This window comes from Orenia marismortui DSM 5156, assembly GCF_000379025.1.
GTDB classification, from domain to species: Bacteria; Bacillota; Halanaerobiia; order Halobacteroidales; family Halobacteroidaceae; genus Orenia; species Orenia marismortui.
Genome location: NZ_KB900622.1, coordinates 174,728 through 200,452 on the forward strand (window position 1 = coordinate 174,728; position 25,725 = coordinate 200,452).

Here is a 25,725-nt window from a genome sequence, read left to right on the forward strand (position 1 = left end):
ATATCCCACCTCCTAAAGCGATTTAAATATTTCCTTACTGTATATAATGTAGTAATATTTCATTTGGAAAGGATTTTCATTTCTAATCTGTAAGAAATCAGGAGAAATTGTAGTGTATTCTTTTGTATCATATATTTGCCCGTTAAGTTCATAGTAGTAAGGGTTTGCAACATTATACCTAGTACCAGCTGGTATCTCGCCATATACATCAAATAAAGGAGTGTAACTAAAACCAGAAAAACCTCCTATAGAAATAAATTCTCCACTATTTGCCGAAAGTGTAATTTCTCCTTCTTCTACTACTTGCAATGCTTTTTTTGTCCCGTCGATAGTTTGAATGCCATCACCATTAATAACTTCTAATCCACTGCCATCTCTAGCATCCACAGTCAGTGTCCCATCAACTTGTAATTCGTTAGCATTCAATGTTCCCTCAAATGTCCCTTTTGCCGCTCTTAATTCTCCACCAAAATAAGCATTACCCCCGGTATCTATTTTAAATTGATCATTTTTACTTCTTATGCCATTAGCATCAAGTATAACTCCGCCTTGACCTGCTATTCCTGACTTATTATTAAAGTCATGTTGGTCTTTTGAGTAATTTTCTGAGGTTTTATCAGCATTATCAGCAGGTTTTCCTGTCCCTGTAACATTATGCCAATCAGCAGTTTTAGCAGCTTGACTTACATCTCCTGCATCTGGAGCAACAGAACCGTTAAGCTGTAATTTCCCATTATTTACAATGATACCTTCTTCGCTTATTATCACATCGCCTTTCCCAGCTCCGATTACACTCTGAGAATCCACAAAAGGTGCATCTGACTTGTACCAGCTATAGATTGAATCTTCATCAACTACCTCAGGAACTATCATTAATTCATCAATCTTATATCCTGCATTAACCTGCAAGTCTCCATTTGCATCTATATTAATCCAACTAACATCAATTTCAACATTCAGAATTTCTTGTTGATATCCAGGAATACCCCAGACACTCCATAACTCAATAATTCTCCAGCTAAACACTCTGCCATCTGACCTCTTGGCTACATAGACCCAATCTGAACCATCCCAGAAATAAAATACAATTGTATAATCATTAGTGAATCCAAGAGGAACAGACATTGAGCTAGTCTGCAAATCTAGAGCTTTCCCAAATTTTCCTTCTATAAGCTGATAGCTAGAATCTGAAAATTGAGCTTGTACTCCATCAGTGCTTAGAAAACTTCTATCAAAGTGGAATAACTGGGCTGCATTTGGCTTTCTCATAGGAATCTGCTGACCTACTATCAATTTTTCTGTACTCAATGCACCATCTTCAACTACTGTGTCCCCTGTAATCACAATTCTATTCCCTTGAATCTTCACGCTTTCAGGAGATAAGTTAATTTGAGATATTAATTCATCTTTCACTACTCTTAGTTGGATCTGATTTAACATCTGCTTAATAGCTGAATATTGATTGGCATCTTCTGGATCACTCTCTAACACACTAACTATATTAAGGATAGATTCGGCAGTCTGCTTGATTGAACTGAATTGAGCAGGATCATCATTATCACTATTAAGAGTTAATAGCATATTAGATATTTCTTCTTCATTTTCTGTAATTGAGCTTGTATTCTCTATCCCTTCTGGGAACACTTCATCTCTGGCCAAATTCCAAGCATCCTTATTAGCCTGGACTACATCAGCTTCACTCTTAGCATAGTCTATATCTTGAGATAATTCTGGATTAAGTTGCTGTTTTTCAATGAATCCAGCTATAGCCGAAACTTCTTCTGTAAAATCGCTATAATTCTTATCAACATCATAACTTCTAGCTTTGATATAATATCTATTACCAGTAGTCAATTTATTAAGATACCATTGAGTCCCCTGCCCTTTTCTAATCAAAGTCTTGCTACTTGCTTCAAACCCACTACTAGTACCGATGTGAATTTCTACACCAGTAGCTCGGCTATTAGTATAAGGATTGACATACACTAATAGACCTGGTTGAGCAGGCAAAACTCTAAGCCCTTGAGGTACAGTCAATTCCAACTCATCACTATCTGACTTCTCTTCATCTCCTACAAGTGCATCATAGAGAGACTTACGAGGATTATTGAGATGCAACTCTATCTCAATTCCTTTGTCGTTATAAATTCTTTTTTCTTGCATGATTCTAGCAGTAGTAACTATTTGTGATTCTGGATCTACTACCTTAACTGTATCTCCGATAGCAAAGTATGGTTCATTCTCTTTCGGAAATATAGCTTGTACTTTGAATTCAGATATCGGAGTCTTGTGAGCATTGATATAAGTTTGAGCTTTTTGTTCTAGATCTTGCTTATCCACTGCATCAAACTCAAGAGTCTTAGGATAATGGCCATATCTACCTATGCTGGTATCGTCTTTTCTTTTAACATAAGGTCGATTAATTCCATCCCCTGGTCCGTATGCATGGAGCAAATTACATAGCTTGCTATCATCTTCACCAAGAGATTCTACATTAATGTTAGTACCATTCCGTAATACGAAATCGTTAGTCCTGTCTTCTCCTAGTTTTTCTGCTAGATTAAGTTTTCCATCAACTACCTCAAACTCCCAGCCTGCTTGATTGCAAGCTGGTACCAACAGCTCTAATGCATTACTATTATCAGCAGATATATTCTTAACTTTCTTTCCAGTGCTAATAGGGATAATGCCTTCTTGTACTTCTGCTGTAGTCCTAGCAATAATTTCTAATGCAAAAGCTATTGGGGTGACTCCTACGGGTTGACCTTGGTTATCGGCGCTTGTAGTATCATCTGTATATAGATTAATTCTTATATCTACATATCTATCAGTTATACCAGAAAGAGCGACTCCTAATTGGTCTGTTAATGCTCCCACAACTTCTGCTGACCAAGTACCCATATTAGATGTATCATTACCAGTGCGGTATTGAATAGTACTGGATACAGGGTCAGAATTATCACTTACCCATCTGGCTCTATCCCATTTCTCAAAGTTTTCTATATTATTAGAATCAAACCTAAGAGTAATATAACCATCTGAATAATACTGGCCATTCTCATCTTTCTGCAAAATAACCTTACCTGGCAGAGTATCTAAATCAACTTGATAAGTCTCAATAGCATCCTGCCACTCTGATTGATATTTGACTCTTAGAGTTTCCCATCCTTTGAGAATATTCCTTGCAAAGTCAGCTAAATCTACATTTTGATAAACTAGGCCATATTGAGCAGGACAGATATTGCTTTCTAGTAATATTTCCTCAGTCATAGCTTTCAGAGTGACAACCTGGTCGCCTTGCTCTTTCTTTGTGATCTTTCCTGTGATCACTCGGTCACCTTTGATAATTCTAATTAATTCTGCTAATTTGACTGATTCTAACTTTGTGTCATTCTTAGGAATATTAATCTGCATAGAACTAGCTTCATTAATCTTTGATTCAAATTTCCAACCTGCATGGCGATCAAAGATAGCTAGTAGATTTCTGTCCTTATCTAATAACCTTAGTTGTTGCACTATTTCACCTCCTCAAATAAAAATAACACTCCTTTTAGAAGTGTCGCAATATTACTCTATTGTGCTATATCAGTTTTGTAATCAGTAAAATGATAAGAAACCACAAAAATAGTGATAGCGGCAAGAATCTTATCCACTTCATTATATGATTCCTTTTTCTTGCCAATCTTTGAAGTGATTATACCAACCTAGTTTATCATCAGGATCTTTTGCCTTTAATTTTTCTAAAGTTACAGGTAATTCTACTGAAAAATTATCAATAAAAAAACTAATTGGCGCTAATGTTTTTCCGTTAACTTCAAAAGCATCTTCATGGATATCATCTTTGTTTTTCCAACTATTTTCTATGATTTCAAAGTTGTCTCTTATCCATTGTTCCATCTTTTACACCTCCGAATATAGCATACTAATATCAAGTCTTTTAGCTGCAGTAGTATAATTGCCAGCGACAATTCTTATTCCTTTTATTTGTAATTTTTCTTTCTTCATTTTAATAAAATTCGTTGTCCCTACTTGCTCAAATATACCGTTATGACTACAAGTACCTGGTGTTATTTCACTCCCAAAATAATCTGGTGATAATGGAAAAGTATACAGTTCCCATGTGGCACCATTCCAGAACTCTAAACGAAAACGCAAAGGTGTTGTACTTTCTTCAAAATAAGCTGTTATATCATGAACTATTACTTCTTTTTTTATCGAAGCAACAATTTCTTCTGTCGAAGTGGCCAAATCACCACTCCGACTAGCCATCTTTGTTGACTCAATCTGACCATTTTGCGACACTTCCATTCTCGGCTTCCCTACATCTTCATCGGGCAAGACTCCTGGAGGATACCAAAGACCAGAGTTTTTGTTATATTCGTAACCTGCCACAATACCAAGAAACTCTTCTTTCCCATCTCTGGTTTGAGCAATTGTAGTCATTCTTCTACCATCGCCATCTAAGTTAAGAGTCTCAGTAAAATTTTGTCCCATAATATCACCTCTATATCCATTTATTTTTGTAAGATAGCACTAAACTCATATCAACACTATTCTCACATCTAAATTCTATATCATTTCTTCCTGCTTCTAGCTTGAAACTATCAAGCAAGAACTCATCATTAACTATACTCAAAGCATTACTGCCATTCTTGGTGACTATCATTCTCTCGCAATCAATTATAACTTCATCACCAGCTCCAAAATTACCATTAAGAATGATTATATTGCCATTCTCTAAATTCGCGATTATAGGGTCTGTGGTAGTAGCAGAATTGAAATTAATAGTCAGAGTAGGATTAATCGCTATATTACCATCATTAACCACTTGAAAATTGTGTAGTATATTATTGATTGCTTCTCCTCTGGTTTCTCCCGATGAATAGAAGAATGGGTCAACTGCTAGAAATTCAAATTCTAACTTGACCCATTTGTCGAGAGGATGCCAATTCTTAGAATTGGAATTGATATATCCCGATATATACCTATCTATATCTTTATTACGATATACCTTAATTGGTTCATGTTGAAGGAAATTGTACAACTCATCAACCTCTGCTCTTAATAGCTCAGAATCAGTAGTATTAATCATTGCACCTTTAATCTCAAATGACCTAGCATTGTATTTGCTCCCTTGATACTCTTCTCCATCTTTGCTGACTAATTCTTGACTCTTGATAGATTTTGTTGACTCGATCTCATTCAAGGAGAAGTATCTATTGAGTATCATTTCTTCATTCTTGCTATTAATCAACTTAATCATTGACCTCTGCCTCTCTTTCCATCGCCAATAGCAGTTGCTATAGCTGATTCTATATCGCTTACAGAAGCACTTGCTATAGATTGACTACTGTTAGATTGAGATTCTACATTCAAATTCTCTATTCTAACACTCACATCATAGCCACCAGCTCCAGCTATAGCTAATCCATTTTGACTCATTGCTACAAGTTGATTATAGATTCTTTCATTAATATTAAGCAAACTTGGGAAATTAGCAAGTGGGGTTAATAAGTCTGTGAAGAGATCTCTAGTAGACCCTGTAATTTCAGAGATTTGAGAACCTCCAGAACTACTACTTGTATCACCAACCCCTAAATCTATACTCAAATCATTACCAATTTCCTGTAATCCAGTATAGAAGTCCCCAGCCACATTGCTTATCTGATCGTACAATGTTTTGATTGCTTCTCTCTCGCTATCATCAAGGACTTGGTCTTTTGTAGCTTCATAAATTGTACCTGTCAACTTTTTCATTAACGGTTGGATAGCTTGTGATTCTAAGAATCCTTCTTTGAGATTGCTAAGGATAGTCTCTTTAAGAGAACTCCCAAAGCTACTAAGGAAAGATGTATAGCTATCAGCTGAAAAAGCACTATTTAGTCCATTACTTACATTAGAAAAAATATCCTGTAATTTAGGAACTATTTCTTCCTCGATTTTTTTAATCTGCTCGTCGAAAGCTTCTTTGAATTCGGGGAAATTTAGCACTTCGGCCCAATCGTCAGAATGAAACCATCCTCCATCTTTGATTTTCTTTGTAACAGTTTCTATGTCATCATCTACCAAATCCGCTAAGCTTGGGAGATTCAAATCAAAATCACCGACTAGATCTCCCGCTAAATCTTGATATTCTTCTTTCAGAAGCCCGACTTGCTTATTCCAATTAGCGGCAGATGTTTCCCCTCCGAAAATTCTGTCTCCCAGCCTACTTATTTCATCCCAAACTTTGAGATTCGTTTCCGCAGCAAATTCGCCAAGCTCAGGACTTCCAACAATTGTCCCAACCGCTGATCCGATTGCTTTCCATGTCCCTTCAGTGCTTTTCCCAAATTTTTGGAAATTATCAACTAAATTTGATATATCAGCATTAGCCAACTTGTCTAATTCTTCGTTAGTAGTGCTCAATGATTCGTTGATAGAATCAATAGCCATTTTCCAGGTTGATTGAATTAGATCTGCTTTGCTTAAGTTACCTTCTTCTAATCTGTCTAAGAATCCATCCCAAGCTGATTGTTGTTGCTCGATCTCGCCTTTCTCTATTTCTGTTATCTTTTCTCTGGTGCTTATCCATTCATCAGAATATTCCTTATACTCTGATAATCTGGATTGAAGATATTTTTTATAATCTTCAGCACTGATTTTATTTTGCTTGTAATCATATTTCATTCGATTATCAAGTAGTTTTTTCTTCTTTTCTGCTGCCTTTTGTCCTACTTCAATTTCAGCTTGGTATGCTTCAGATTCAGCTTTGATTCTTTCTGAATTCTTTTTCTCACGCTGTTTTCTCAATTTATTGTCATGTTCTACTCTAGTTTTAAATTCTTCCTTTAGGTATTTTTCTTTTACTTCTTTTTCTTTAAGGTCGTAAAGTTCATTTATTGCTAAAAGAGTTCGGTTTAGTTCTTCTTCTGTGGCCTTTTCTTCTTTAGCTTGATCTTTGGCATCTTGAATTGCTTTTTCTCTAGATTGTTTTATCTGTTCTAGTTCCTTGGTTTGACCTTCTTTTTTCTCAAGAAGTATTTTGTCTTGATATTCTTTTTCTAATGCTAATAACTTTTTTTGAGTTTCTTTTTGATTTTTGACTTTTTTGTCATTACTTGATCTATCAGAAGTTCCTTCTTCTACATTTTTTGACTTCTTCATGATTTCATTCATTTTATTAACTGCTTCTGATGGAGAAATTAGACCATTTTGCATACTATTCATAAGCTTATCTAATTCGCTTAATTTATCTTTTGTTTCATCAATGCTTTTGATAGTTTTGTTCTCGAACATCTTTTCTTCATTTAATTGGTCTTTCATTTTTATTACTTCTTGGATACTCTCCATGAAAACAGAAAAAGATTCTGCTTGACCTCGATCGGCAAGTTTTAATTTTAATTTATCTTGAAAATCTTTGCTATTAACTTTCTCTAATATTTCATCAAAAGATATATTCTTATCGAATTCCTCTCCTATCATTTCACTAGCTAATGAAAATTGTTCTCTTACATATTTAATCTGAGAATCTATTGCTCTTTCTAATTCTTTTGCATTTCTTTCAAAAGCTGGAGCATTTCTTTCAAGTCTCTGTTCTTTTTCTTTTAGTTCATTCTGCTTTTTCTTTACTTTTGCCAACATCCATTCCAGGTTGACTTTTTTTGCAAGTTCTTTGACATTAACTTTAAGAGCCCCAGTTTCTGAGTCAATTCCCTCGATGAATTCTGGATATTTCATTGCTAATCTCTCTGTTATAACGCTTAATCTTTCTTTCTCTTCTCGATTCAGCTTCTCTTTTTCGGTTAAATCCTCATATTCACCTACTAAATCTTTAGTCTTTTTAAGAGCTTTTTGAGTCTCTTCCTCTGTGATCTTTAACCAATCGCATAGGGCTATAAATCCAGCAAGTGCAGCGCCACCAACCGCTAAAGGAGCAAAAGCACCAGATAATCCTGCGATAACAGGAATAAGTATAGAAGCTGCCGTTGTGATCTCTCCAAGGACAATAGCAACTGGTCCTAATGCTGCAGATACTCCCGCGCCTTTGATTATCAATTCTTTTGTACTTTCATCTAGCTCATTGAATTCCCCGACTGTTTCTGCTACGACTTCTTTGATATTAGTCATGATCGGCTCTAATTCCTGACCGATTTCAGCAAAAGACTGTTTTACTCTGTAATTAGCCTCTGCAGCTTCGACTAATTCTTCATTGTTCTTTCTATACTGCTTATACACTTGAGATAACCCAGTATCAGCTAAGGCTTGTAATATATAATTTTGTTCCGTTCCATTAGTAATTGCTTCTTGAAGACCAGCATTGAAAACATCTAATTGAATCCCAGATCTTTCAAGTAATTCTCCGAATTGTCCAACTGCATTACCAGTTGCAAGAGTTTCCTGCAATCCATCAGCTATACTTTCAAACTTCAAAGTATCTTTGAATTTAATTGCAGCCCCAGAAAGTTCATCTAATACTTGCTGGAATTTGCCCCCTTTGAAACCAGAAGCAAGCAAGTTAGACAATCCTTCTATATTGCTATCTAATTCTCCAGTTACGCCCTGCATCTGTTCCATTGCCTTACTCATATTATCTATATTAGCACCAGCAGAAGCAGTATTATTCTCTAATATTGATAACTCTTTTCTAAAATCTCTAGTCCCTTCTGTAAGAGCTGTAAATGCCCCTAATACTGGAGCAGTAATTTTAGTTGATAATGAGTTGCCAATACCATTTAATTTCTTTTCTAATTTATCTAAATTTTTTCCTAATTCGATACCAGAAGATGAAGAATCTTCAAGTTGTCGCTTAAAAGTTTTTAATTTTGAATTGGTCTTTATTAGTTCCCTCTGAAAATCTCGATATTGTTGAGCGCCGATTTCTCCAGCTTCAAATTGCTGATTAACTTGTTCTTGAACTGATTTAAGCCTTCTCAATTTTTCAGAAGTATTAGCTACTCTATCGTTTAGCAGTTGCTGCTTTTGGGCTAATAGTTCTGTATCACCAGGGTTAAATTTAAGTAACCTTTCAACCTTTCTTAACTCTGAACGAATGTCTCTGGACTTCTTATTAACATCTTTTAAAGCCTTGCCCAGTCCCGAAGTATCAGAACCAATTTTAACATTAATACCTCTAATTGTTTTAGCTATTGTACTCACCTCCTCATATAAAAATAACCCTCCAGAGTTAACCGGAAGGTTATGCAAATAATTTATCTATATCACGCTGAGACGCTGGAGGAGCACTTCTGTTCTGCACACCTCCACCTATATCAATTTCAATCATCTCTAGCAAATCACAGACTCTCATTTCATTCATCTCTTCAAATGAAAGTCCTATCTTTTTACCATTATCGAGTAGCAATAAATCTATTCTATCATTCTGCGGTTTCTGGGTCCTTTCCTTGCTTTTTCTTTGATCTTCTGAAGGCAGGAAACCCATTGAGGGATTCCTCAACCACCTCAATCAAGAAATCTGTATCCACAAAACAGATATCACCTAAATCAAAAAGCCATTTTTCAAACTGCGGGAATGATTTGCCATAGTTATCAGCTTTGTTCATAGCCCAAGCAATCTGTAGCGGTTTGATAAAATCAATCTTATCAAATAAGCTTTCATCAGCATTTTTGATATTAAAGTCATCAAAGGCATCTAATAACCCCATTACATCAGTCAGATCTTCAATCAAATTAGCTTTTTTCTCTTGAGTACTAAACTCTTGTGAATAATATAAAAGAGCTAAAGGTGTAGCCCTTAGCCCTAATTCTTTCTCTCCTATTTTTGCTATTTTCATCAATATCACTCTCCTTAAGATACATTCGGCATTTTTACAGCATCAAAGAATGAATTATATGCAGCTTGATTAGTATCTGATAATTCTAAAGCCCCTTTGACATATCTATTTTCACCCTCAGTCGGTAGCATGTCAATAGGCATACTATCAGTTTGAGGGTCGACACTAGCTTCTCTAGTTGAAGCCTCTTGCCCTGGTCTACTTGGTTCACATCTATAAAACACCATTCTTCTATTTTTCTCATCTCCACTCACTTCAAAAAGTAATGCGAAAGCTTTATAATCATCTTCAGTTGATTCTACTAACATTCCATCATTATCTTTCATCATTCCTAGTATTTCTACTAAGATATCATCTGGAATATTGGCCATCTCTAAATCGCCAGAATAACCGTTATTAGTAGTATAGATAAAGTAACGAGTATCGTCTGCATAAAATTCTGTCTTATCCCCTTCAGGATCCATCGACAAATTGACTGCCCCGGGTACTTTTCGAGGAACTCCATATCCTGTTGTTCCATCTACTACATCTTGAGCAGTTCCCATAGTCGCTCCGGTAGTTCCTGTATCAGCAAAAGTAACATCTAACGTAGTATCATTAGCCTGTGCCACTTTTGTAGCCAAATAGACATTTCCTGCATCATGCCAAGCCCTAAAAGTTCCAGAAATTATATCGTCATCATTCAAGATGTTAACAATTGCAGATGCTACCTTCGATACATTCGTGTGAGTTTCAGAGGCAAGAGGAACTACAACACCAGCAGGAGAATCAACCCCTAGCAAAGTATCTGCTGTTACTGTTAACCCAATTTCTCCATCTGTACTTGGTGGATCAGTCACCTTTATCTTGATCGTCTGCGATACTCCGATTGGGGCTATATGCACATTTTTAAGACCAAATTTAACTTTATTTTGACTCATAATTTATTCCTCCTTAAATTAATTGAATTTCATACACAATTTGAATCATATCCTCTTTTTCAATATCAGTTTCTCGCTTACCATAAGATAAACCTAATTCCTTTAACTTGCCTTCTATCGCTTCCTCGGTTGGAGGATGTTTGATAGTATTGTAATACTCTATACTACAGTCAGTTATCTTCTTGTAGTTGATGTTGTCTGCATATAGATCATCGCTTTCATTTTCAAGGACTACCGCAAAAGGTGGAGAAGTAGGTTCTTTGAATTTTCTATAAGCACATTGTAAGCCTAATGTTTTTATAGCATCAATCAAATCTAAGTAAGTCATTTAATCACCTACAAATTCTCTTTTTAAATCTTTTTCTATCTCTTCTTTTAGAGTTGGAATACTTAAATTATCCTCTGAACCATAATACTCAAATTTACCATCAAACGAGTTGAATCTAGTTTTTACTGTGTATGAAACATTAGCAGTTCTGAAATTTAAATATTCTTTATTCCCATCTCTAACACGTTCATGGTTTAAGTTTATATCCTTGATTATAATTTCCATCTATTTCCCACCCTTCTTAATAATTTCCTCCACTCTTTTCTCAAATAGTTCACTATATTTTTTCTCTACAGGTTCTATATGCTTTTGCCCTGGCGTCCTTGAACCATCCCTATTCAAGTGACCACCCTCCAAAAGATGTGTCAACTGAGGTTTTTCCTTATTGTAGACTGTGTGACCTACTTCATCACCTCGACCAGTTTTCTTTCTACTCCAGCCATCAGCATAATGCTCTCCATCGTTATCACTACGAGGAGAAGTCTGCTTTAGCTCATTTTTAGCCTCATTAGCAGTTTTTTTAGCTTCTTTTTCTATACCTTGTGAGACGTCATTAGTATAATTCTTAACTTCTTGAACAATTGCATCTGCTAGATCATCAATATCAACTGTCCGAGCCATCTAATTCACCACTCTTCTCGGCCTTTATGATAAACCACATACCACCATCATTGAGGGGGTCTGTATCTTTAATGTCAAATATCTCTTTGTTTTTATAGATAATTCTAAAGTCAACAGTATTAAGATCTTCCAGGAATACTACATACCTAATTTTAAATTTGATAGTCTGCTCTTCTCCAAGAGATTTAGCAGCATAATATTCCTCACCAAATAGCTCTAACCTTTCAGCCCAGATAGTTCTCCAGTCACTCCACTGTTCAGTTGGGTTGCCCCATTTATCTGTGATGGGATTACCGTTTTCATCTTTTGAAGTTTTCTTTTGAATAACTATTCTTCTGCGTGGCTTAGAAGCTAAATCTTTCATAACTTCTTTTTTAGATTTAATCATTATGCATCATCCTCTGGCAGCAGATCTACACCAGTTTTAAGTTGTAACCTTAATAACTCTCTTTGATAGTTCTCTTCAAAATACTCTGAGGCATTATTATAGACATACCGGACTCTATCAAAAAGTAATGATTTAGCTTGATTATCTAGGGTGTAATCTAATTCCACGCCCATTAGCTCATTAATCCAATCTTTGCTCCTGTCTATCATTCCTTGGATTAGCTCATTTTCATCTTCCCAAGTTACCTTAAGGTATTCTTTGATTTCCTCTAACTCTGTCATTTTGCCACCTGCTTTTTAATCAAATTAAAAGAGACTGGGATCAACCAGCCCCTTAATTATTTATGATTATGATTTAGTAACAACTACAGTATAAGTTTCAGTTTCTGCTCCAAGAGTAACTGTAATTGTAACTGTATTATCACCAGTAGTCCAAGTAGCAGCAGAACCATTATCAACAGCAGTTCCATCTATATCAATTGCAACTGTAGCTTCTCCATCTATAGTTGTAGCTGTAATAGTATTAGTAGCATCAGTAGTTGCAGCAGTATAGTAGTGAGTAGACTTATTGAATGTTGGATCTAAATCCAAACTACCAATGTTTAAGTCAGCTAATCTTGCATCACCGATATTAACTACTTCCACTTGATCAATATAAGACTGTAAATTAGAAATATCAAACCTTTTAAATGATACGCTGTCAAGAGGTTTACCATTACCATAGAGCTTAGTTAAATATACTCTTTCATCTTCTAAGAAACGATATTCATCAGAATATTCAATTCTACCGCCCTTTGAAGTTCCTAGTGCCATAAAATAACGATTTCCAATACCAATTACAATTTCTCCTTCAGGTATATGAACCGATTGGACAGGATTTGTTGGGAACGGGAAAACATTATTAACATAAGTGCCATCTGCCCTTTTCATTGAAGTGGCTGGCATAATCTTTCTAAAATAATCAACCGGATTAACTAATAACAATACCTGACTAATCTTTCTGTTTAATCCATTCGGAGATTTTGACAAGTCAGCAAGAATATTACCATATGAAACTGTATCGATCTTATTAAGAGGGTTGATAGGCAACAATTGAAAACCATCTGCTGGATCTAGTGCAGAATTAGGGTCTTTTCTCATTCCGACAGGTTCTTCTAAACCTGTACCATTAATAATCCCATCTTCAAGTCCGTTTGCAATAGCTTCAGATAAAATTGTTCTTATATATCTATCTAACCATTCTGGACCTAAATCAATCATAGATTTAGAAACTGGAATAAATGCGGAAAGTTTCTTCTGGCTTAAATCCATTTCTTTAAATCCACCAGTTAATTCTTTTACTATTTCTGATGTCAATTTACCCCATTTACCTAATTGTCTACCTTGCTCATTGACAATCATTTTAACAAGTACACTTGTTGGCATGAAATTAATTGCATCTAATAAAGGATGCTCTTCGGTCAAATCATCAAACACTGCTTCAATAACAGTTTCAGGCAACACTAAATCCATATCAGCATCAGTAATAGCTTGTTTTGGATTTGAAGACCCCATTACCTCACCAAAGGCTTGATAAAATTTATTTTCTTTGCTAGTTAAGGCTCTAACCCCTCTCCCGGCTAATACTTGATTGTCAGCTGCTTGAACTAATCCCTTTGCTTCTGCCATAACTGCTTCTTGGAGAATATCAGTATAATCTGTAAATGCCTGAGCAAAAGATTCTTCGTCACCATCTTTCATAGCTTGGTTTAGCTTGTTAGCAATTTCTGCTTTCTGTTGCAAAACTTTATCCATGTTTTTCATAATTAATCTTCCTCCTTATTAGCGAATAACGCCATAAATAAATTTTTTGGTTTATTTTCTTGCGGTTCTAGGTCATTATTATCATTAGGGATAGGCTTAGGATCAGGTTTTGGTTCTGCCTCTTTTGGCTTCTGGGCTAATTGTTTAATTTGTGCAGATAAAGCCCTGCTATAACTTAACTGTTGCTCTAATGTCTTATTAGCTTTTTGTAACAACTGTTTAGCTTCTGTTAAATCAGCTTCTTCAGCTATTACTTCATCTGCTAAACCATAATCCAAGCACTCTTGGGCAGTAAGCCAAGTTTCATTATCTAATAACTCGATAAGTTCCTCTTCACTTATTTTGCCACCTGATTTCTCAAGGTAAGCTTGTCTATTACCTTCCATTAATTTATCTAGGTCATCAGCTGCTTTTCTTAGCTGATTAGCATTGCCAGCTACAACATCCCACATATTATGAATCATTTGCATTGTATTAGAATACATCTTAACTTCATCACAGGCTGTCAAAATGAAAGAAGCTGCTGAACACGCAAACCCATCAACATAAGCTGTGATAGTTGCTTGGTGTCTTTTTAATTGATTTCTAATAGCCATAGCTTCATATACAGAACCACCATAACTATTGACATATAGGTTAATCTGTTTCGCATCTGGATATTTAGCTAATTCTTCTCTAAAGAATTTTGCAGAAGTTTCACTTTCGACTACACTCCAAGTCCACCAATCCATGTAATCACTTTCTATATCATCATAGATGTATAGTTCTAATACATCTGGTTGCTCTGTTGCTTGTTTAAATTGCCACAATCTTTTTTTCATCTAATCACCTCCATTTTTAATTCTTTGTTCGATTTCTTCATAATTCTTAGTCATAAACCTCTTTGTACTCCACTCAGTTCCAATTGGTTCCATTCCAAGAGATTTCAAACAATCATCAACTGTATAACTTCCAATTCTTAATAAAATCTCTAGTGAACCAGCAATATCCTTAATATTGACAGCTTTAATCATTGAAGTGTTAACCTTCATGTATGTTCTATTAAGATAATCTTTTCTACCATATAGCTTACGATTTATTTCATCAGTAATAAGCTCAGCTATAGGATTGATGCAAAAAGTAAGAAAGTAATCAATTAGCTTTTCAATATCTGCTATTTCCCCTTTAATTAATTGCGGAGGGATTTGAAGAGCTATAGCCACAAAATCAAATATGTCATTGATAAATGACCTTATCTCCTTATTATCTGCTCCACCCTTTACCCCGATATTAGAAGAAAGTTCATCTATTTCAATATCATTAGTAAGTGGAACAACAGCTTCTCCCTCAGCTTCAAAGAATTTTTTGAATTTTTTCTCAAATAAAGCTTTCAAATCAGCTTGAGCTTCATCAGTCTGGGGATATTTAGTCGGTACTTTAACCCCTAATTTTCTTGAATTATTCTTTTTATAATTCTTTTGACTGATTTCAATTAACTTTGAATACGATCTATTTAAACCTTCAATCACATTCTGAATTTTTTCATTATGCAATTCAAAATGAAAAACATCAGGTTCAATATATGAATTTCTTAAAGAAAGATCATCAATCACTATATCGTGATATACATATGGTTTGAAAGCAAACGGTTCAACTTCAAAATCATCAGCTACATAAAAGTTATACCCTTGCTGTATTACTAAAGCTTCATTGTTTCTAATTAATTTCGATACTACATCTCGCCAAAACTTAGAGGATGATTTGTTTGGGTTTGGCTCCACATTAAAAAGATAATAATTGTTTTTCTTAACCTCTTTTCCATTTTCAAAGGTTTGGAACTCACTTCTGGACACTGCATTAGCAATTAAATTAATACAGGCCTGTACAGCTAATTCCTTAAAGAATACTTCTCCTGCCAATTCTCCTACATAAGCATCAAGCCCCAATGTTCCAGTATCCTTATTGAATAGTCCTAAGAACCAGTCCCATACCGCCATAATTCACCCCCTTTAAATAAAAATAACACCTAATTAGTAGGTGTAAACATCTAAACTTATAAAGTTATTATTTTGTTCTTGCAAATCATCGTCTTGAGTTAAAGCATGAATAAAACCAAAGAAACCATCAGTTTTTCTAGTCTTTGGTTCAATCTTTAAATAAGTTGTATTACCTTTTTTATCAACCTCAATACAAGTGTTATTTGTATACCACCTCATAGTTGGATTATCTCCAAATACTAAAGTTTCTTCTGAAAATATATTTTCAACAAGAGGAGCCACTTTAGCATGAGTTATTGGACCACTACGCACTTCTTGAAGAGGCAATCCTAACTCTGTAAACTTAGACTTTAATAAGCTCGCTCTGTAACTATCACAGACTATATTTTTTATATTGTATAGTTTGGCTTGCTCTAAAAACCAATTAGCCATATCTTCAGCACTGATTGCATCCCTTCTTATGATTGTAATCAGTCCACGATCTACCATTTCCTGAACTGGAAATTTAATAGGTCTACTTTCTATTTCTAATGCTTTATGGCATACAAAAGTATGTTCAATATAATACCTTTTTCCTTGATACTTAAATAATAGTCCACAAGAGGCAAAGTCAGTTGTACGAGCATAATCTATTGACCCAATACACTCTAACCCTTTCAACTGCTCAAAAGGTATTGGTTGATTAGTAGCCATTATCTTTTCCCAAGGAGCAACAACTGTAAAGTTATCTTGAGCAGGCAAATTACATCTTTTAGTAAGATAATCTTGAGCTTTATGAGGTTGGTACTTCATCTTAGTCATATCCTTCTCTATCTCTTTTCTCAAACTTGAGAAATAAGGCAATGAAGGATTAGCTTTAACCATTGCTTCAATGTCCTGGGCTTCTTCTTTTTTATCTAATTTATATATTAAAGGTAATAGTCCAAGATCTTTAATTTCTCCACTCAACACTTTTTTAGCAAGCTCTTTCTGATCATCAAGAACTCCACCCCTGACATATCCATCAGTAGTGATATAAAAAGTCCTGGAATGTTTCCTCTTACCAAATCCAGAAGTAAAAACTTTTATAGTTTCGTAATCTTCATACTCATGAATTTCATCAAAGAGTAAACAAGCAGATCTCTTACCGTCTTTTGTTCGTGCATTTGAAGTGTTGTACTTAATATAAGAACTAGTTTTCAAGTTAGTTATCTTCTGTTTGGTTTTATAGAAAAAGTACTTTGATTTATCCCAGGTATCCTCTAGCACATTATATACATCATCGAAAGAAGTTTTTGCTTGGTCCTCGTTGTTAGCAATGATATCAACATTGTACCCCTTAACTCCATGATAATGAGTAGTCAGGTACCATATTACAGGAGAAATAAAACCATTTTTACCATTTCCTCTGCCCATCATAATTAAATATTCATCAAAAACTACTGTATCATCACTTTTGTAATAACAATGAATCAATGCCAAAATAAAAAGCTCCCAGTCTAGGAGCTTGAATTCAAAATATTTTTCTATTAGTTCTACAGCTTTATCTATCATATCAGCTTTGATCATTACATCTGGATTATCTAATTTAGATTCTATATAATCCATAGCTAACTTTATTTCTTTGGAAGATACTCTTTCTCCATTTCTAATTTTCTTAATATACTCATCAATATATTTGTGGTATTTGTACATTTACATCACTCACCACCTCCGCAGTAAGAAATTAATTTTACATTTCCATTGGTATATTTTCTGAATTCTCTTGTTGGCTAGGCTTGATACCAAGGTCGCTGAGGATTTTCAACATTTGATTATTGGTCTTATGCAGGTTCATTACAGAATCATTCTTTTTATAACCAAATTGATTTTCACCATTTTGATATTTAACACTAACGCCTTTTTCTTTGATATCCTTGATTAACTCATTCTTGATATCCCACATAGCCATATAATCTTCAATCAAATCTAAAAAATGCTCACCATGAACCCCATTACGATCTAACTGATCGATCAAATCTTTTTTTATTTCTTCTCTCTTTGACACTACACCCCACCCCCCCACACCTCATGTGAGATTTTTGATTTATTTCTTTTGTCTTGTCCCCCTCTCCGGTCCCCTTATATTCTAGGGATTTTCATTTTTTAGACCCGGGGGTATCATTCAATAAACCTATTGGTTTTAAATCAGTATTACCTTTGCCTTCAACAAGCTCTTTTTCCAACTCATTCTTTAACTCATTAAACTGTAACTTATATTCTTCAAATTCATCTAAAAGTTCTTGGTAATGTTCTTCTCTTATTTCCTCATCAATCCTAGCATCTTTGAGAAAAGTTTTGAATCTATCTAATAAAATATTGAACAATACAGTCTCTCTAACACTGAATTCAACTGTTGCAAAACGCTTCTCTTTTTCCATCCAATCACCATCTTTCTTCTGTAATATATTCCTTCTGGCCAGCTCTATACTTCTTAAGCTTCTCTGGATGCTCTTGGTTATGACAAGCATTGCAAAGACTAATTAAATTACTCAATACTAAAGCCAATAAAGGGAACTCCCTTAAATGCTTGATGTGATGAACACAATTAGCTTTAGAATATCTTCCTTTCTCCTTACACTTTTGGCACTCATAATTATCCCTAATTAATACTTGTTTCCTAACCGCTTGCCAAATTGCACTCTTATAAAACTTTCTTACATTACCGGCTTTAATTGCTTTTAATAATTCTTTGGGTAATTGAATGATTTATCACCTCTTGGCCATACTCAAAAAATAAAAAACACCCAGCTCTCGCCAAGTGCTCATTTCCCCTCTCATCTATACTCTTGTATTAAACATGAGCTTATTAACTCATTCCTCTACCCCTACGCTTAACTCTATAGCTCTCATATTAATAGTATAACACAGATTTTAGAAATTTGACTTCAACATCACTTCAATATTACTTCACTTTTACTTCAAATGATTAAATTATACTCATTATCTCACCATATAGTAGATGTAAACCGTTCTTCTCCAAAATATCTAGCGCCTTAACTCTTCTTCGGTGTAAAGTAGCATCACTGATTGCTAACTCAAATTCTATCTTATCATTTTTGTATTTCTTTAAATATTTAAGTTCAATCACCTTTGACATCTCTCCACCAGTCTCTGGATTTTCATTCTTCAGTTCATCTACATCTCCCTGAATTATCTTTCTTAACTCATCGGCCCTATTAGCTCTCCTAATCAAATCATCATTTCTAATTGCGTTTCTCTCTATTTGTCCCCCTCCATAAGCTACTGCAGATAGTCGACCAGGTATAACATCAGCTGCTTTATATCCGCTTTTCACACCATCATTAATTGTACAGGCTCTTCTTCTCAATCTTTTGCTTGCCCTCTTAAGCGATCTATAACTATATAGTACTCTTTCCACCTGTTCCACTTTACCCAGCCTCCCTTGATATGTTATAATTAACTTAGCTGAATAAATTAATTGAGAGGGCAGGTCCTAGTGGCTTGTCCTTTTTTTATTTTAATAACTAATCCCTTTTGAACTAGTCATCATATTGTTGTATTTTTTCTTCCTGTACAAAAAGTCATCTTCTGCTATAGTTCTGATATGTTCCTCTCTGGCATTGTAGCTGCATTTGTAGCAATGACCATATTCTTTCTTTAGGTCTATAAGCAATGTTTTGCAATCACATCTAGGACATTTTACTCTAGCCAACAACTTCATTTCTATACCTTGCAATTCACATATCTGCTTTATAGTTTTTAAATCCACTTCTCACCACTTCCTTTATGGTAATCATAATATCACTATCTTTCTGTGATAATATCATAATACTTTAATCTATCATAATGATACCTAACAGCACTTTCAGTCCAATCTAATTCTTCAGCAAGTTCCTGAATAGTAGGAGTTCTATAACCTTTTGTACACCAAGAAAATAACACTTCATATAATTTTATATTCTTCTTGGTCAATCCACCACGACTAGCCATGCTATGAGCTTTCTTGTAATTAATGCTCTGTATCACAGAATCACCCCTTTATTTCATTAGTGCTTACCAAGTTTCTTTTTAAAGTTCCCAAATAATCAAGCAATATCATCCCTTTTCCTTGCTCAATTCTATACTTATCCTTAGCCACTACATCATAAGGAATTGATTTTCTTCCTCCTGACAACATGCCTTGCCAGTATCGATCTAAAACTTCATAAGGAAGATAATAAGTTTCATCACGAGTAACAAACTGAACTATCAAAAACCCTATTCCTCCATTTGATACCCAGCTAGTCAAATACAAGTACTGGTGTTCCTTTACGTTGCTAAGATCAAACCTAGTAGACACTTTGGTTTCTTTGGCATCAAAAGCTATTGGTATACAATCGTAAACGCCAATGTAATCAACTGTAGACTTTTTCTCGTAAAAACCATTAGTGATTCTACCGGTTCGGTCATTAATGTTTAATACCTTAACAGGTGTTGCAATCTTCTGCACCAGAGCTAAGCCCCGACGCAGATATTCTTTATTGGTTAATTCGATCTCTTCTTCTAATTCTTGGCCTCTCCCTCCATAATTAATAGCCATACTATTCACCTACTGCCTTAAGTGGCAAATTTGGTTGTAACACTGTTGTCTTCATCTTCTCCAAATCTTTTCTCCATGCTCCATACTTTTTGAAGTTACCTGGATTAGCTTGGACCTCATAACCATAAATCTTAATATCATAGTCAGATATATTCTGTTGGGCTTCTTCTGCTGCTTTCTGCCCTTTCACCTTCTTGCCATCTGATAACATATAGTAATCATCTGCTAATCTTCTAGGAAATCCTGCTGTGCCTTCTTTTTCTTCCAAATGCACAGTCCTTAGTGCATCATCGATTATCGCTTCTCTTATCTTGAGGTCTTTAGCACTCGTCCAAATATCTTCTGCTACTGTGATAACTAAATCATATCCTATAAAATTTTCTAGTTTACCTGGTATCTTGTTAGGTTCAGCAGCTACTGTTCTTCCTTTAGAATTTCTAGCCTTATCGATAAACTGATAGGCAATTTTAAGATTTGCTAATTTAGGGAACTCCTCCTTAATCACTTTATCTGCAACCTTCTTTATCGCTCCATCATCCTTCATGTAATCAGCCATATTATATCTCCTCCTCTAATAGTCGTTCTAATCTCTCCAGTTTCTCTGCTTTCTTTTCATCAATAAGAACTTCTCCATGACTTCCAAGGTATCCCCTCATTATCTCTCTTAATTGCTCCAACATAATCTCAACATCTGCAGCTTCTTCAATTATATCTGCTGTAGTTGTTTTGCCCCTTAAATTATGCCTGATTGCTAGTGCTAATTCTAAACATTCTTCTGCAACCATTTTCAGCTGCTCTTCTTTACCCCATTTATCAATTGCCTTTTGGTATAATTCATTTTTCTCCAATTTCTTCACCTTTTTCATGCATGATTTTCATTATATCTACATAACCATATTTTTGTTTCTTCTTTCTTTTTCGGTACATTACAACTACAAATAATATATTAAACAACAACCATGTCACAATAATCTTTATCATACTTTCACGCCCCTTTTTTAGTTCGAGCAGCTAGCCACCACACTAGCCACTCACATGTGCAAACCTGTTATTCCATACTCACCTATATTTATATTTATATTTGCCACCCAGTCCTCAGGGGAACTTGGGATATGGGTAGCAAATATAAATCGGACAAGTTATGCTGGTTCATATAACTTATAGAAGTTATATTGTTTTATTTTTCAACTTTCCTATATTTTGTTGCCTTAATTTAGTTATGGCCTCGCCATGTTTCTTTCTCATATCGATCCCACTAATTTGAATTGGATCTCCATTTTTACCTATCAACCTGCTTACATGATCAGGAGCTAATTTCTTTTCTAGACTATCTAAGCTACAAGTAGAATTGATAATTGTAGGCTTCTTGTTTTCAATTCTGTGATTTATGATAATAAATAATTTATCTATTTCATCAAATCCAAATCTTTGAGCATTTAAATTATCGATAACTAGAAGATCTACTTCCTTGGCAGATGTTATCAAATCAGATGTCTTTTTGTCTGGATCATCATAAGTAGCTTTAATATCATCATAAAACTCTTTAGCAACTACATTAACTACTGTATGATCTTTCTTGAGTAATTCCTGGCTAACAATATGGCTTAATAATGTTTTACCTCTTCCACATTTGCCAACAAAAGTTAATCCAATTCCTTTGCTTTGATAAAAATCAAAATTATCAACATAGTCCATTGCTGCATACTTAGCTTCTTTCTTGCCCTTTAGCCATTGAAAATCATCAAAAGTTTTTCCTTCAAATTCTTCTCTTATCTCAGCAGCCTTAATACTATTCTCATACTTCTTTTGTTCCTTTTGCTTTCTCTCTTTTAATTTCTTCTGCTCTAAACACTTACAATCATCAGCTGTAAATTTATTTCCTTCTTTTTTTACTACTATCTTTTTATCACAGCAAATGTGACAACTAAACTGAGTTTTATCAGCATTTCCATTCTGTAGCTCCCAAGCTTGTTTCCATTTGATTTGCTTTATCTTATCTACTGGATCAGAGGTCGTCGATTGATACATCGACCTCTTGGAGTTCTGGATCTTCGAGGCATCCTTTACCGTATTCTGATTTATGTTGATTACCTTTTTGGAATCCTCTTGAATTATTTGAGCTATGCTTTCCATTTACACCATCCCCTCTCTTAGGTCCATCTCTCTCATTTAGATATTTTTTAATCTTCCAGGGCTCATCTAACTCTTTGCTTAGCCAATCATTAAGGGTAGTCTGTAGCCACTTAAATCCATTAACATCTCTTTTACCGCCTTCTTCTATGGCCATAATAATAATTTCATCAGTTAGTCCATCTTCAGTATAAGAATCTAATAATTCTGCTTGATAAGCACTTAAACATCTTCCAAATACTTTTTCGTACATATCAAAAACTGGATCCTTCTTTTTTTGAGAAATTTCTTCCTCTTCATGCGTGTGCGTATCTTCTTCTTCATCTTTTACTTTACTACTTACTTTACTACTTACTTTACTTTGTGTACTTTTGTTATCTGAAACTTTATCGCTTGGAGAGTTTTTGCTATCAGAAACCCCAGTATACACAATGTTATCTCTATCAACCTTATCTATGACTAGATAATCAAGCTCTATTTCGACTTCTGCTCTCCTGTAAGTTACATCTATATAATGTTCTTGTATCCTCTTAGAGGTTAATATCTGATATTCAGAATACTTTTCTTGGTCAAATATTCCCCACTTTACACAATCATTAATTACATCAATAACTATGTTTTTACTAGCAGAAACCCTATTGCTAAAAAGTATTTGTTCTCTTTCTGTCCACTTATGATAGTAGCCTTTGTTGCCATAAATTGTTTGAAACATGGATATAAGGATTCCGTAACCTTCCATTCCATATTCAGCTATTATTAAATTTGTTTCATCATCCATAGTGACATCAAGACTAAAATAATCAAGGCAACTCTTTTTGGGTCTGGCCAACTCAAACCCTCCTTTCTAACTAATTAATATAATCCTGTGCATGTATTCAAATAATCAAATCCTTCTGGATCATTAACTACAACTGAACCAGCTGCATACAGATTAAACATAAATCTTTCTATCCCATACAAACTACCTATAAAATCAAAATCCTTAAGACTAGCACCCTTGATATCAACCCTAAAGATCTCATACTTATCCTCTTCTATTTCTCTTAAAGTAAAATTTAAATCTGGACTATCATACTTTCCTAACTCATGCAAGTTGATGATAATATCAACATAACCTTTAATGCTGCTATGCTTATAATCAAAATAAATATATTCTATAAAATCCTCGTGTATCTCATCATCTTTTTCTTCTATATACTTATCTATAATCTCTTGTAATTTTATTTCCTTAGGTGCAGAAGCTAATAATTCTTTTAAATTATTTTTAACCTTTTCTACACCTACTGTAGATAATGTGTTATTTACTTCCTTTTCTATAAAATCTAAAATTAATTTATTATAAGCCGGTATCTCCATATCATTTAAATTAATCTTCATTTTTTCTTTTAGTGTTTCATTTAAATCCTTTTGGAAATCTCCCCAGCTATCAAAGTATTTTTCTATAGCTGTTTCTAATGATTTTTCAATTTTATTTTCAATCAATTCCTCTATCTTGCCAGACTCAATAACCTCTTCCATCTTGGTATTGACTATCTTTTTTAATATCCATTCATACCCCTCCTCTACGCAATATAAACAATTTTGCCCGTCAATTCTTGGATCTCCCTCTTAAACCTCTCTTCATCACTATTCCTATCACTCAAATGCAGTAAGTGAATCTCTTTAACTTGAGTTAAATCATTAGCTTTCAAAAATTCTTTAACATTCTCTAAGCTAAAATGGGACTTAAGTAATCGCTTCTTTTGGACTGCTGGAACTCTGCCAGATCTGATATTTTCATTGAGTATATCTAAAGCATAATTGCACTCAATCATTATATAATTCAGTCCAGGGAAGACACCTTTCAAGTAAAAAGTATCAGTAGCAAATAATAATCTCTCTCCTGTCTCTTTGCTAAATAATAAAAATCCTAATGGTTCAATTGCATCATGATTGACTGCAAAAGGTTTTATAACCCAACTACCTATAATTAATTGTAAATATCTATCTGTCAAAACCTCTCTATCAATAATGTTAAACCTATGAGAACCAAACCCATAACTGTCAAATGTACCCTTTGACATATAACAATCTATTCCAGCTCTAGCGACATCAACAGCTGCTTTAATATGATCGCCATGCTCGTGAGTAATCAAGCACCCTTCAACCTCTCCAAGCCTGAACTCTGTACCCTTTCTTATCTCTTTTATTGATATTCCACACTCCAGGAGCAAGGGAGTGCTACCATCAGTTATATAGTAGCAATTCCCCTTACTTCCAGAGGCTAGTGTAGTTATATCAATCATTAAAAATCTGGCTCCTCTGGCATATTTTTAACTTCTTCATCCGCTTTCTCTTTTATTTTCTTTGCTTCATCTAAATTTTTCATAGGACCAGAAACTAAAGTTGATTTTTCCTCTTGATCCTGTTCTTCAAGTTCAATATCAATCACTTGACTATTAGCATTCTCTTCAATCTCTTCTTGCACTTCCTGCTCTGCTTGAATATCTTCTGACATTTTAATCCCAGCTTCATTAGCTTTGGCAATGAGCAAGTTAACATCATCACTACTACGAATATAAGTCTTACAAGTTCTGTTGGTTACTGTCTTTTTACAAGCTTCCTCAGAAAATTTATTATGAAAACTGTCGCTGTTTTCATTTTTGTACATATTTCCTTGCTTCCAAGCCTGTTTCATCTGCTGTAAGGTCATAATTTCACTATAATCTGGCTTCTCTCCAGGAAACTCAATAGTCGCATAAGCTGCTATTATTTCACCATTTATTTTGTTTTCAAGAGAAGTTTTGTGGCTATGAATAACCGTTCTCCCTTTTATCTTTTCGTAATCTAATTCGTCACCCTTATAAACAACTGTAGCATTAACATCATCAGCCCCTGCCATGGATTTAACCATTCTTATATTACCTGGGTACTCTACTTGACAAGTTAATTTATTACCATACGCTACAAAACTGCATTGCTTTTTGCTCGGATTAAGTCCTTTTGTAACCATTTCTAACAAAGTGTTCATTATGCTATTTTGACTACATGCACTCAAAACTGGTTTTTTGTTTTTGGTTTTTGTATCCTGCAATTCCAACCACGCTGACCTCAGTGCATTAGCTGCTGAATAATCTTTAGGTAATACTAAATCTCCTTTTTGTTGCAAGTCCTGCACCCTACTAGAAACCTTATCCACAATCTTTTGACCTACTACTGCTAATTCATTATTACTCATTATCTAATT

31 protein-coding genes are annotated in these 25,725 nt (G+C 34.6%); all 31 read right to left on the reverse strand.

Features of this window, described 5'->3' with window-relative positions; translation table 11 throughout:
- Positions 1 to 12: 12 nt before the first annotated feature.
- Complete coding sequence (locus OREMA_RS0113050; protein ID WP_018249712.1) at positions 13 to 3,516, reverse strand: phage tail protein; 3,504 nt, start codon at positions 3,514 to 3,516, stop codon at positions 13 to 15.
- Between the two features lie 141 nt (positions 3,517 to 3,657).
- A complete protein-coding gene (locus OREMA_RS0113055; RefSeq protein ID WP_018249713.1) occupies positions 3,658 to 3,897 on the reverse strand; it encodes a hypothetical protein in 240 nt (79 codons plus the stop codon).
- 3 nt (positions 3,898 to 3,900) lie between these two features.
- Positions 3,901 to 4,494 carry a hypothetical protein gene (locus OREMA_RS0113060; protein WP_018249714.1) on the reverse strand — a complete coding sequence of 198 codons (594 nt, stop codon included), beginning with the start codon at positions 4,492 to 4,494 and terminating at the stop codon, positions 3,901 to 3,903.
- A 10-nt stretch (positions 4,495 to 4,504) separates the two neighbouring features.
- Positions 4,505 to 5,263: a phage distal tail protein gene (locus tag OREMA_RS0113065; protein WP_018249715.1), complete on the reverse strand. Its 759-nt coding sequence runs from the start codon at positions 5,261 to 5,263 to the stop codon at positions 4,505 to 4,507.
- Complete coding sequence (locus tag OREMA_RS19060) at positions 5,260 to 9,138, reverse strand: hypothetical protein (RefSeq protein WP_018249716.1); 3,879 nt, start codon at positions 9,136 to 9,138, stop codon at positions 5,260 to 5,262. The genes OREMA_RS0113065 and OREMA_RS19060 overlap by 4 nt, the downstream gene beginning before the upstream one ends.
- A 40-nt stretch (positions 9,139 to 9,178) precedes the next feature.
- Positions 9,179 to 9,421: a hypothetical protein gene (locus OREMA_RS18895; RefSeq protein ID WP_157280078.1), complete on the reverse strand. Its 243-nt coding sequence runs from the start codon at positions 9,419 to 9,421 to the stop codon at positions 9,179 to 9,181.
- Positions 9,357 to 9,773 carry a hypothetical protein gene (locus OREMA_RS0113080; RefSeq protein ID WP_018249718.1) on the reverse strand — a complete coding sequence of 139 codons (417 nt, stop codon included), beginning with the start codon at positions 9,771 to 9,773 and terminating at the stop codon, positions 9,357 to 9,359. Before OREMA_RS0113080 ends, OREMA_RS18895 begins: the two co-directional genes overlap by 65 nt.
- 14 nt (positions 9,774 to 9,787) lie before the next feature.
- Positions 9,788 to 10,693, reverse strand: a complete 906-nt coding sequence (locus OREMA_RS19130; protein ID WP_018249719.1) for a major tail protein — start codon at positions 10,691 to 10,693, stop codon at positions 9,788 to 9,790.
- Between the two features lie 13 nt (positions 10,694 to 10,706).
- Positions 10,707 to 11,021, reverse strand: a complete 315-nt coding sequence (locus tag OREMA_RS0113090; protein WP_018249720.1) for a hypothetical protein — start codon at positions 11,019 to 11,021, stop codon at positions 10,707 to 10,709.
- Positions 11,022 to 11,246, reverse strand: a complete 225-nt coding sequence (locus OREMA_RS0113095) for a hypothetical protein (RefSeq protein WP_018249721.1) — start codon at positions 11,244 to 11,246, stop codon at positions 11,022 to 11,024.
- Positions 11,247 to 11,642 (reverse strand): HK97 gp10 family phage protein, encoded by a 396-nt coding sequence (locus OREMA_RS0113100; RefSeq protein ID WP_018249722.1) that lies wholly within the window; start codon positions 11,640 to 11,642, stop codon positions 11,247 to 11,249.
- On the reverse strand, positions 11,626 to 12,030 hold the full coding sequence (locus OREMA_RS17825) for a phage head closure protein (protein WP_018249723.1): 405 nt from the start codon (positions 12,028 to 12,030) through the stop codon (positions 11,626 to 11,628). Before OREMA_RS17825 ends, OREMA_RS0113100 begins: the two co-directional genes overlap by 17 nt.
- The gene (locus tag OREMA_RS0113110) at positions 12,030 to 12,311 is read right to left on the reverse strand and encodes a head-tail connector protein (RefSeq protein ID WP_018249724.1); all 282 of its coding nucleotides are present in this window, start codon (positions 12,309 to 12,311) and stop codon (positions 12,030 to 12,032) included. The genes OREMA_RS17825 and OREMA_RS0113110 overlap by 1 nt, the downstream gene beginning before the upstream one ends.
- Before the next feature lie 66 nt (positions 12,312 to 12,377).
- A complete protein-coding gene (locus OREMA_RS0113115) occupies positions 12,378 to 13,832 on the reverse strand; it encodes a phage major capsid protein (protein ID WP_018249725.1) in 1,455 nt (484 codons plus the stop codon).
- Positions 13,833 to 13,834: 2 nt separating this feature from the next.
- Complete coding sequence (locus OREMA_RS0113120) at positions 13,835 to 14,653, reverse strand: head maturation protease, ClpP-related (RefSeq protein ID WP_018249726.1); 819 nt, start codon at positions 14,651 to 14,653, stop codon at positions 13,835 to 13,837.
- Positions 14,654 to 15,808, reverse strand: a complete 1,155-nt coding sequence (locus OREMA_RS0113125) for a phage portal protein (RefSeq protein ID WP_018249727.1) — start codon at positions 15,806 to 15,808, stop codon at positions 14,654 to 14,656.
- 33 nt (positions 15,809 to 15,841) lie between these two features.
- A complete protein-coding gene (locus OREMA_RS0113130; protein WP_018249728.1) occupies positions 15,842 to 17,482 on the reverse strand; it encodes a terminase TerL endonuclease subunit in 1,641 nt (546 codons plus the stop codon).
- Between the two features lie 37 nt (positions 17,483 to 17,519).
- Complete coding sequence (locus OREMA_RS0113135) at positions 17,520 to 17,834, reverse strand: P27 family phage terminase small subunit (protein WP_018249729.1); 315 nt, start codon at positions 17,832 to 17,834, stop codon at positions 17,520 to 17,522.
- A gap of 91 nt (positions 17,835 to 17,925) precedes the next feature.
- The gene (locus OREMA_RS0113140; RefSeq protein ID WP_018249730.1) at positions 17,926 to 18,207 is read right to left on the reverse strand and encodes a hypothetical protein; all 282 of its coding nucleotides are present in this window, start codon (positions 18,205 to 18,207) and stop codon (positions 17,926 to 17,928) included.
- 4 nt (positions 18,208 to 18,211) lie between these two features.
- Positions 18,212 to 18,535 carry an HNH endonuclease gene (locus OREMA_RS19245; protein ID WP_157280079.1) on the reverse strand — a complete coding sequence of 108 codons (324 nt, stop codon included), beginning with the start codon at positions 18,533 to 18,535 and terminating at the stop codon, positions 18,212 to 18,214.
- 220 nt (positions 18,536 to 18,755) lie between these two features.
- Complete coding sequence (locus tag OREMA_RS0113150; RefSeq protein WP_018249732.1) at positions 18,756 to 19,217, reverse strand: hypothetical protein; 462 nt, start codon at positions 19,215 to 19,217, stop codon at positions 18,756 to 18,758.
- Positions 19,218 to 19,594: 377 nt separating this feature from the next.
- Positions 19,595 to 19,816, reverse strand: coding sequence for a hypothetical protein (locus OREMA_RS0113160; RefSeq protein ID WP_018249734.1), 222 nt, complete (start codon positions 19,814 to 19,816; stop codon positions 19,595 to 19,597).
- A gap of 4 nt (positions 19,817 to 19,820) precedes the next feature.
- Positions 19,821 to 20,369 carry a Holliday junction resolvase RecU gene (locus OREMA_RS0113165; RefSeq protein WP_018249735.1) on the reverse strand — a complete coding sequence of 183 codons (549 nt, stop codon included), beginning with the start codon at positions 20,367 to 20,369 and terminating at the stop codon, positions 19,821 to 19,823.
- Between the two features lies 1 nt (position 20,370).
- On the reverse strand, positions 20,371 to 20,925 hold the full coding sequence (locus OREMA_RS0113170; protein ID WP_018249736.1) for a putative metallopeptidase: 555 nt from the start codon (positions 20,923 to 20,925) through the stop codon (positions 20,371 to 20,373).
- Between the two features lies 1 nt (position 20,926).
- Positions 20,927 to 21,217, reverse strand: coding sequence for a nucleoside triphosphate pyrophosphohydrolase family protein (locus OREMA_RS0113175; protein WP_018249737.1), 291 nt, complete (start codon positions 21,215 to 21,217; stop codon positions 20,927 to 20,929).
- Complete coding sequence (locus OREMA_RS19065; RefSeq protein ID WP_018249738.1) at positions 21,204 to 21,350, reverse strand: hypothetical protein; 147 nt, start codon at positions 21,348 to 21,350, stop codon at positions 21,204 to 21,206. Before OREMA_RS19065 ends, OREMA_RS0113175 begins: the two co-directional genes overlap by 14 nt.
- A gap of 186 nt (positions 21,351 to 21,536) precedes the next feature.
- Positions 21,537 to 22,493 (reverse strand): ATP-binding protein, encoded by a 957-nt coding sequence (locus tag OREMA_RS19250; RefSeq protein ID WP_244871509.1) that lies wholly within the window; start codon positions 22,491 to 22,493, stop codon positions 21,537 to 21,539.
- Positions 22,375 to 23,328 carry a Lin1244/Lin1753 domain-containing protein gene (locus OREMA_RS18465; protein ID WP_018249740.1) on the reverse strand — a complete coding sequence of 318 codons (954 nt, stop codon included), beginning with the start codon at positions 23,326 to 23,328 and terminating at the stop codon, positions 22,375 to 22,377. Before OREMA_RS18465 ends, OREMA_RS19250 begins: the two co-directional genes overlap by 119 nt.
- Before the next feature lie 23 nt (positions 23,329 to 23,351).
- Positions 23,352 to 24,017 (reverse strand): hypothetical protein, encoded by a 666-nt coding sequence (locus OREMA_RS0113195; protein WP_018249741.1) that lies wholly within the window; start codon positions 24,015 to 24,017, stop codon positions 23,352 to 23,354.
- A 44-nt stretch (positions 24,018 to 24,061) separates the two neighbouring features.
- Positions 24,062 to 24,784 carry an MBL fold metallo-hydrolase gene (locus OREMA_RS0113200; RefSeq protein WP_018249742.1) on the reverse strand — a complete coding sequence of 241 codons (723 nt, stop codon included), beginning with the start codon at positions 24,782 to 24,784 and terminating at the stop codon, positions 24,062 to 24,064.
- Complete coding sequence (locus OREMA_RS0113205; RefSeq protein ID WP_018249743.1) at positions 24,784 to 25,716, reverse strand: RecT family recombinase; 933 nt, start codon at positions 25,714 to 25,716, stop codon at positions 24,784 to 24,786. The genes OREMA_RS0113200 and OREMA_RS0113205 overlap by 1 nt, the downstream gene beginning before the upstream one ends.
- Between the last annotated feature and the right edge of the window lie 9 nt (positions 25,717 to 25,725).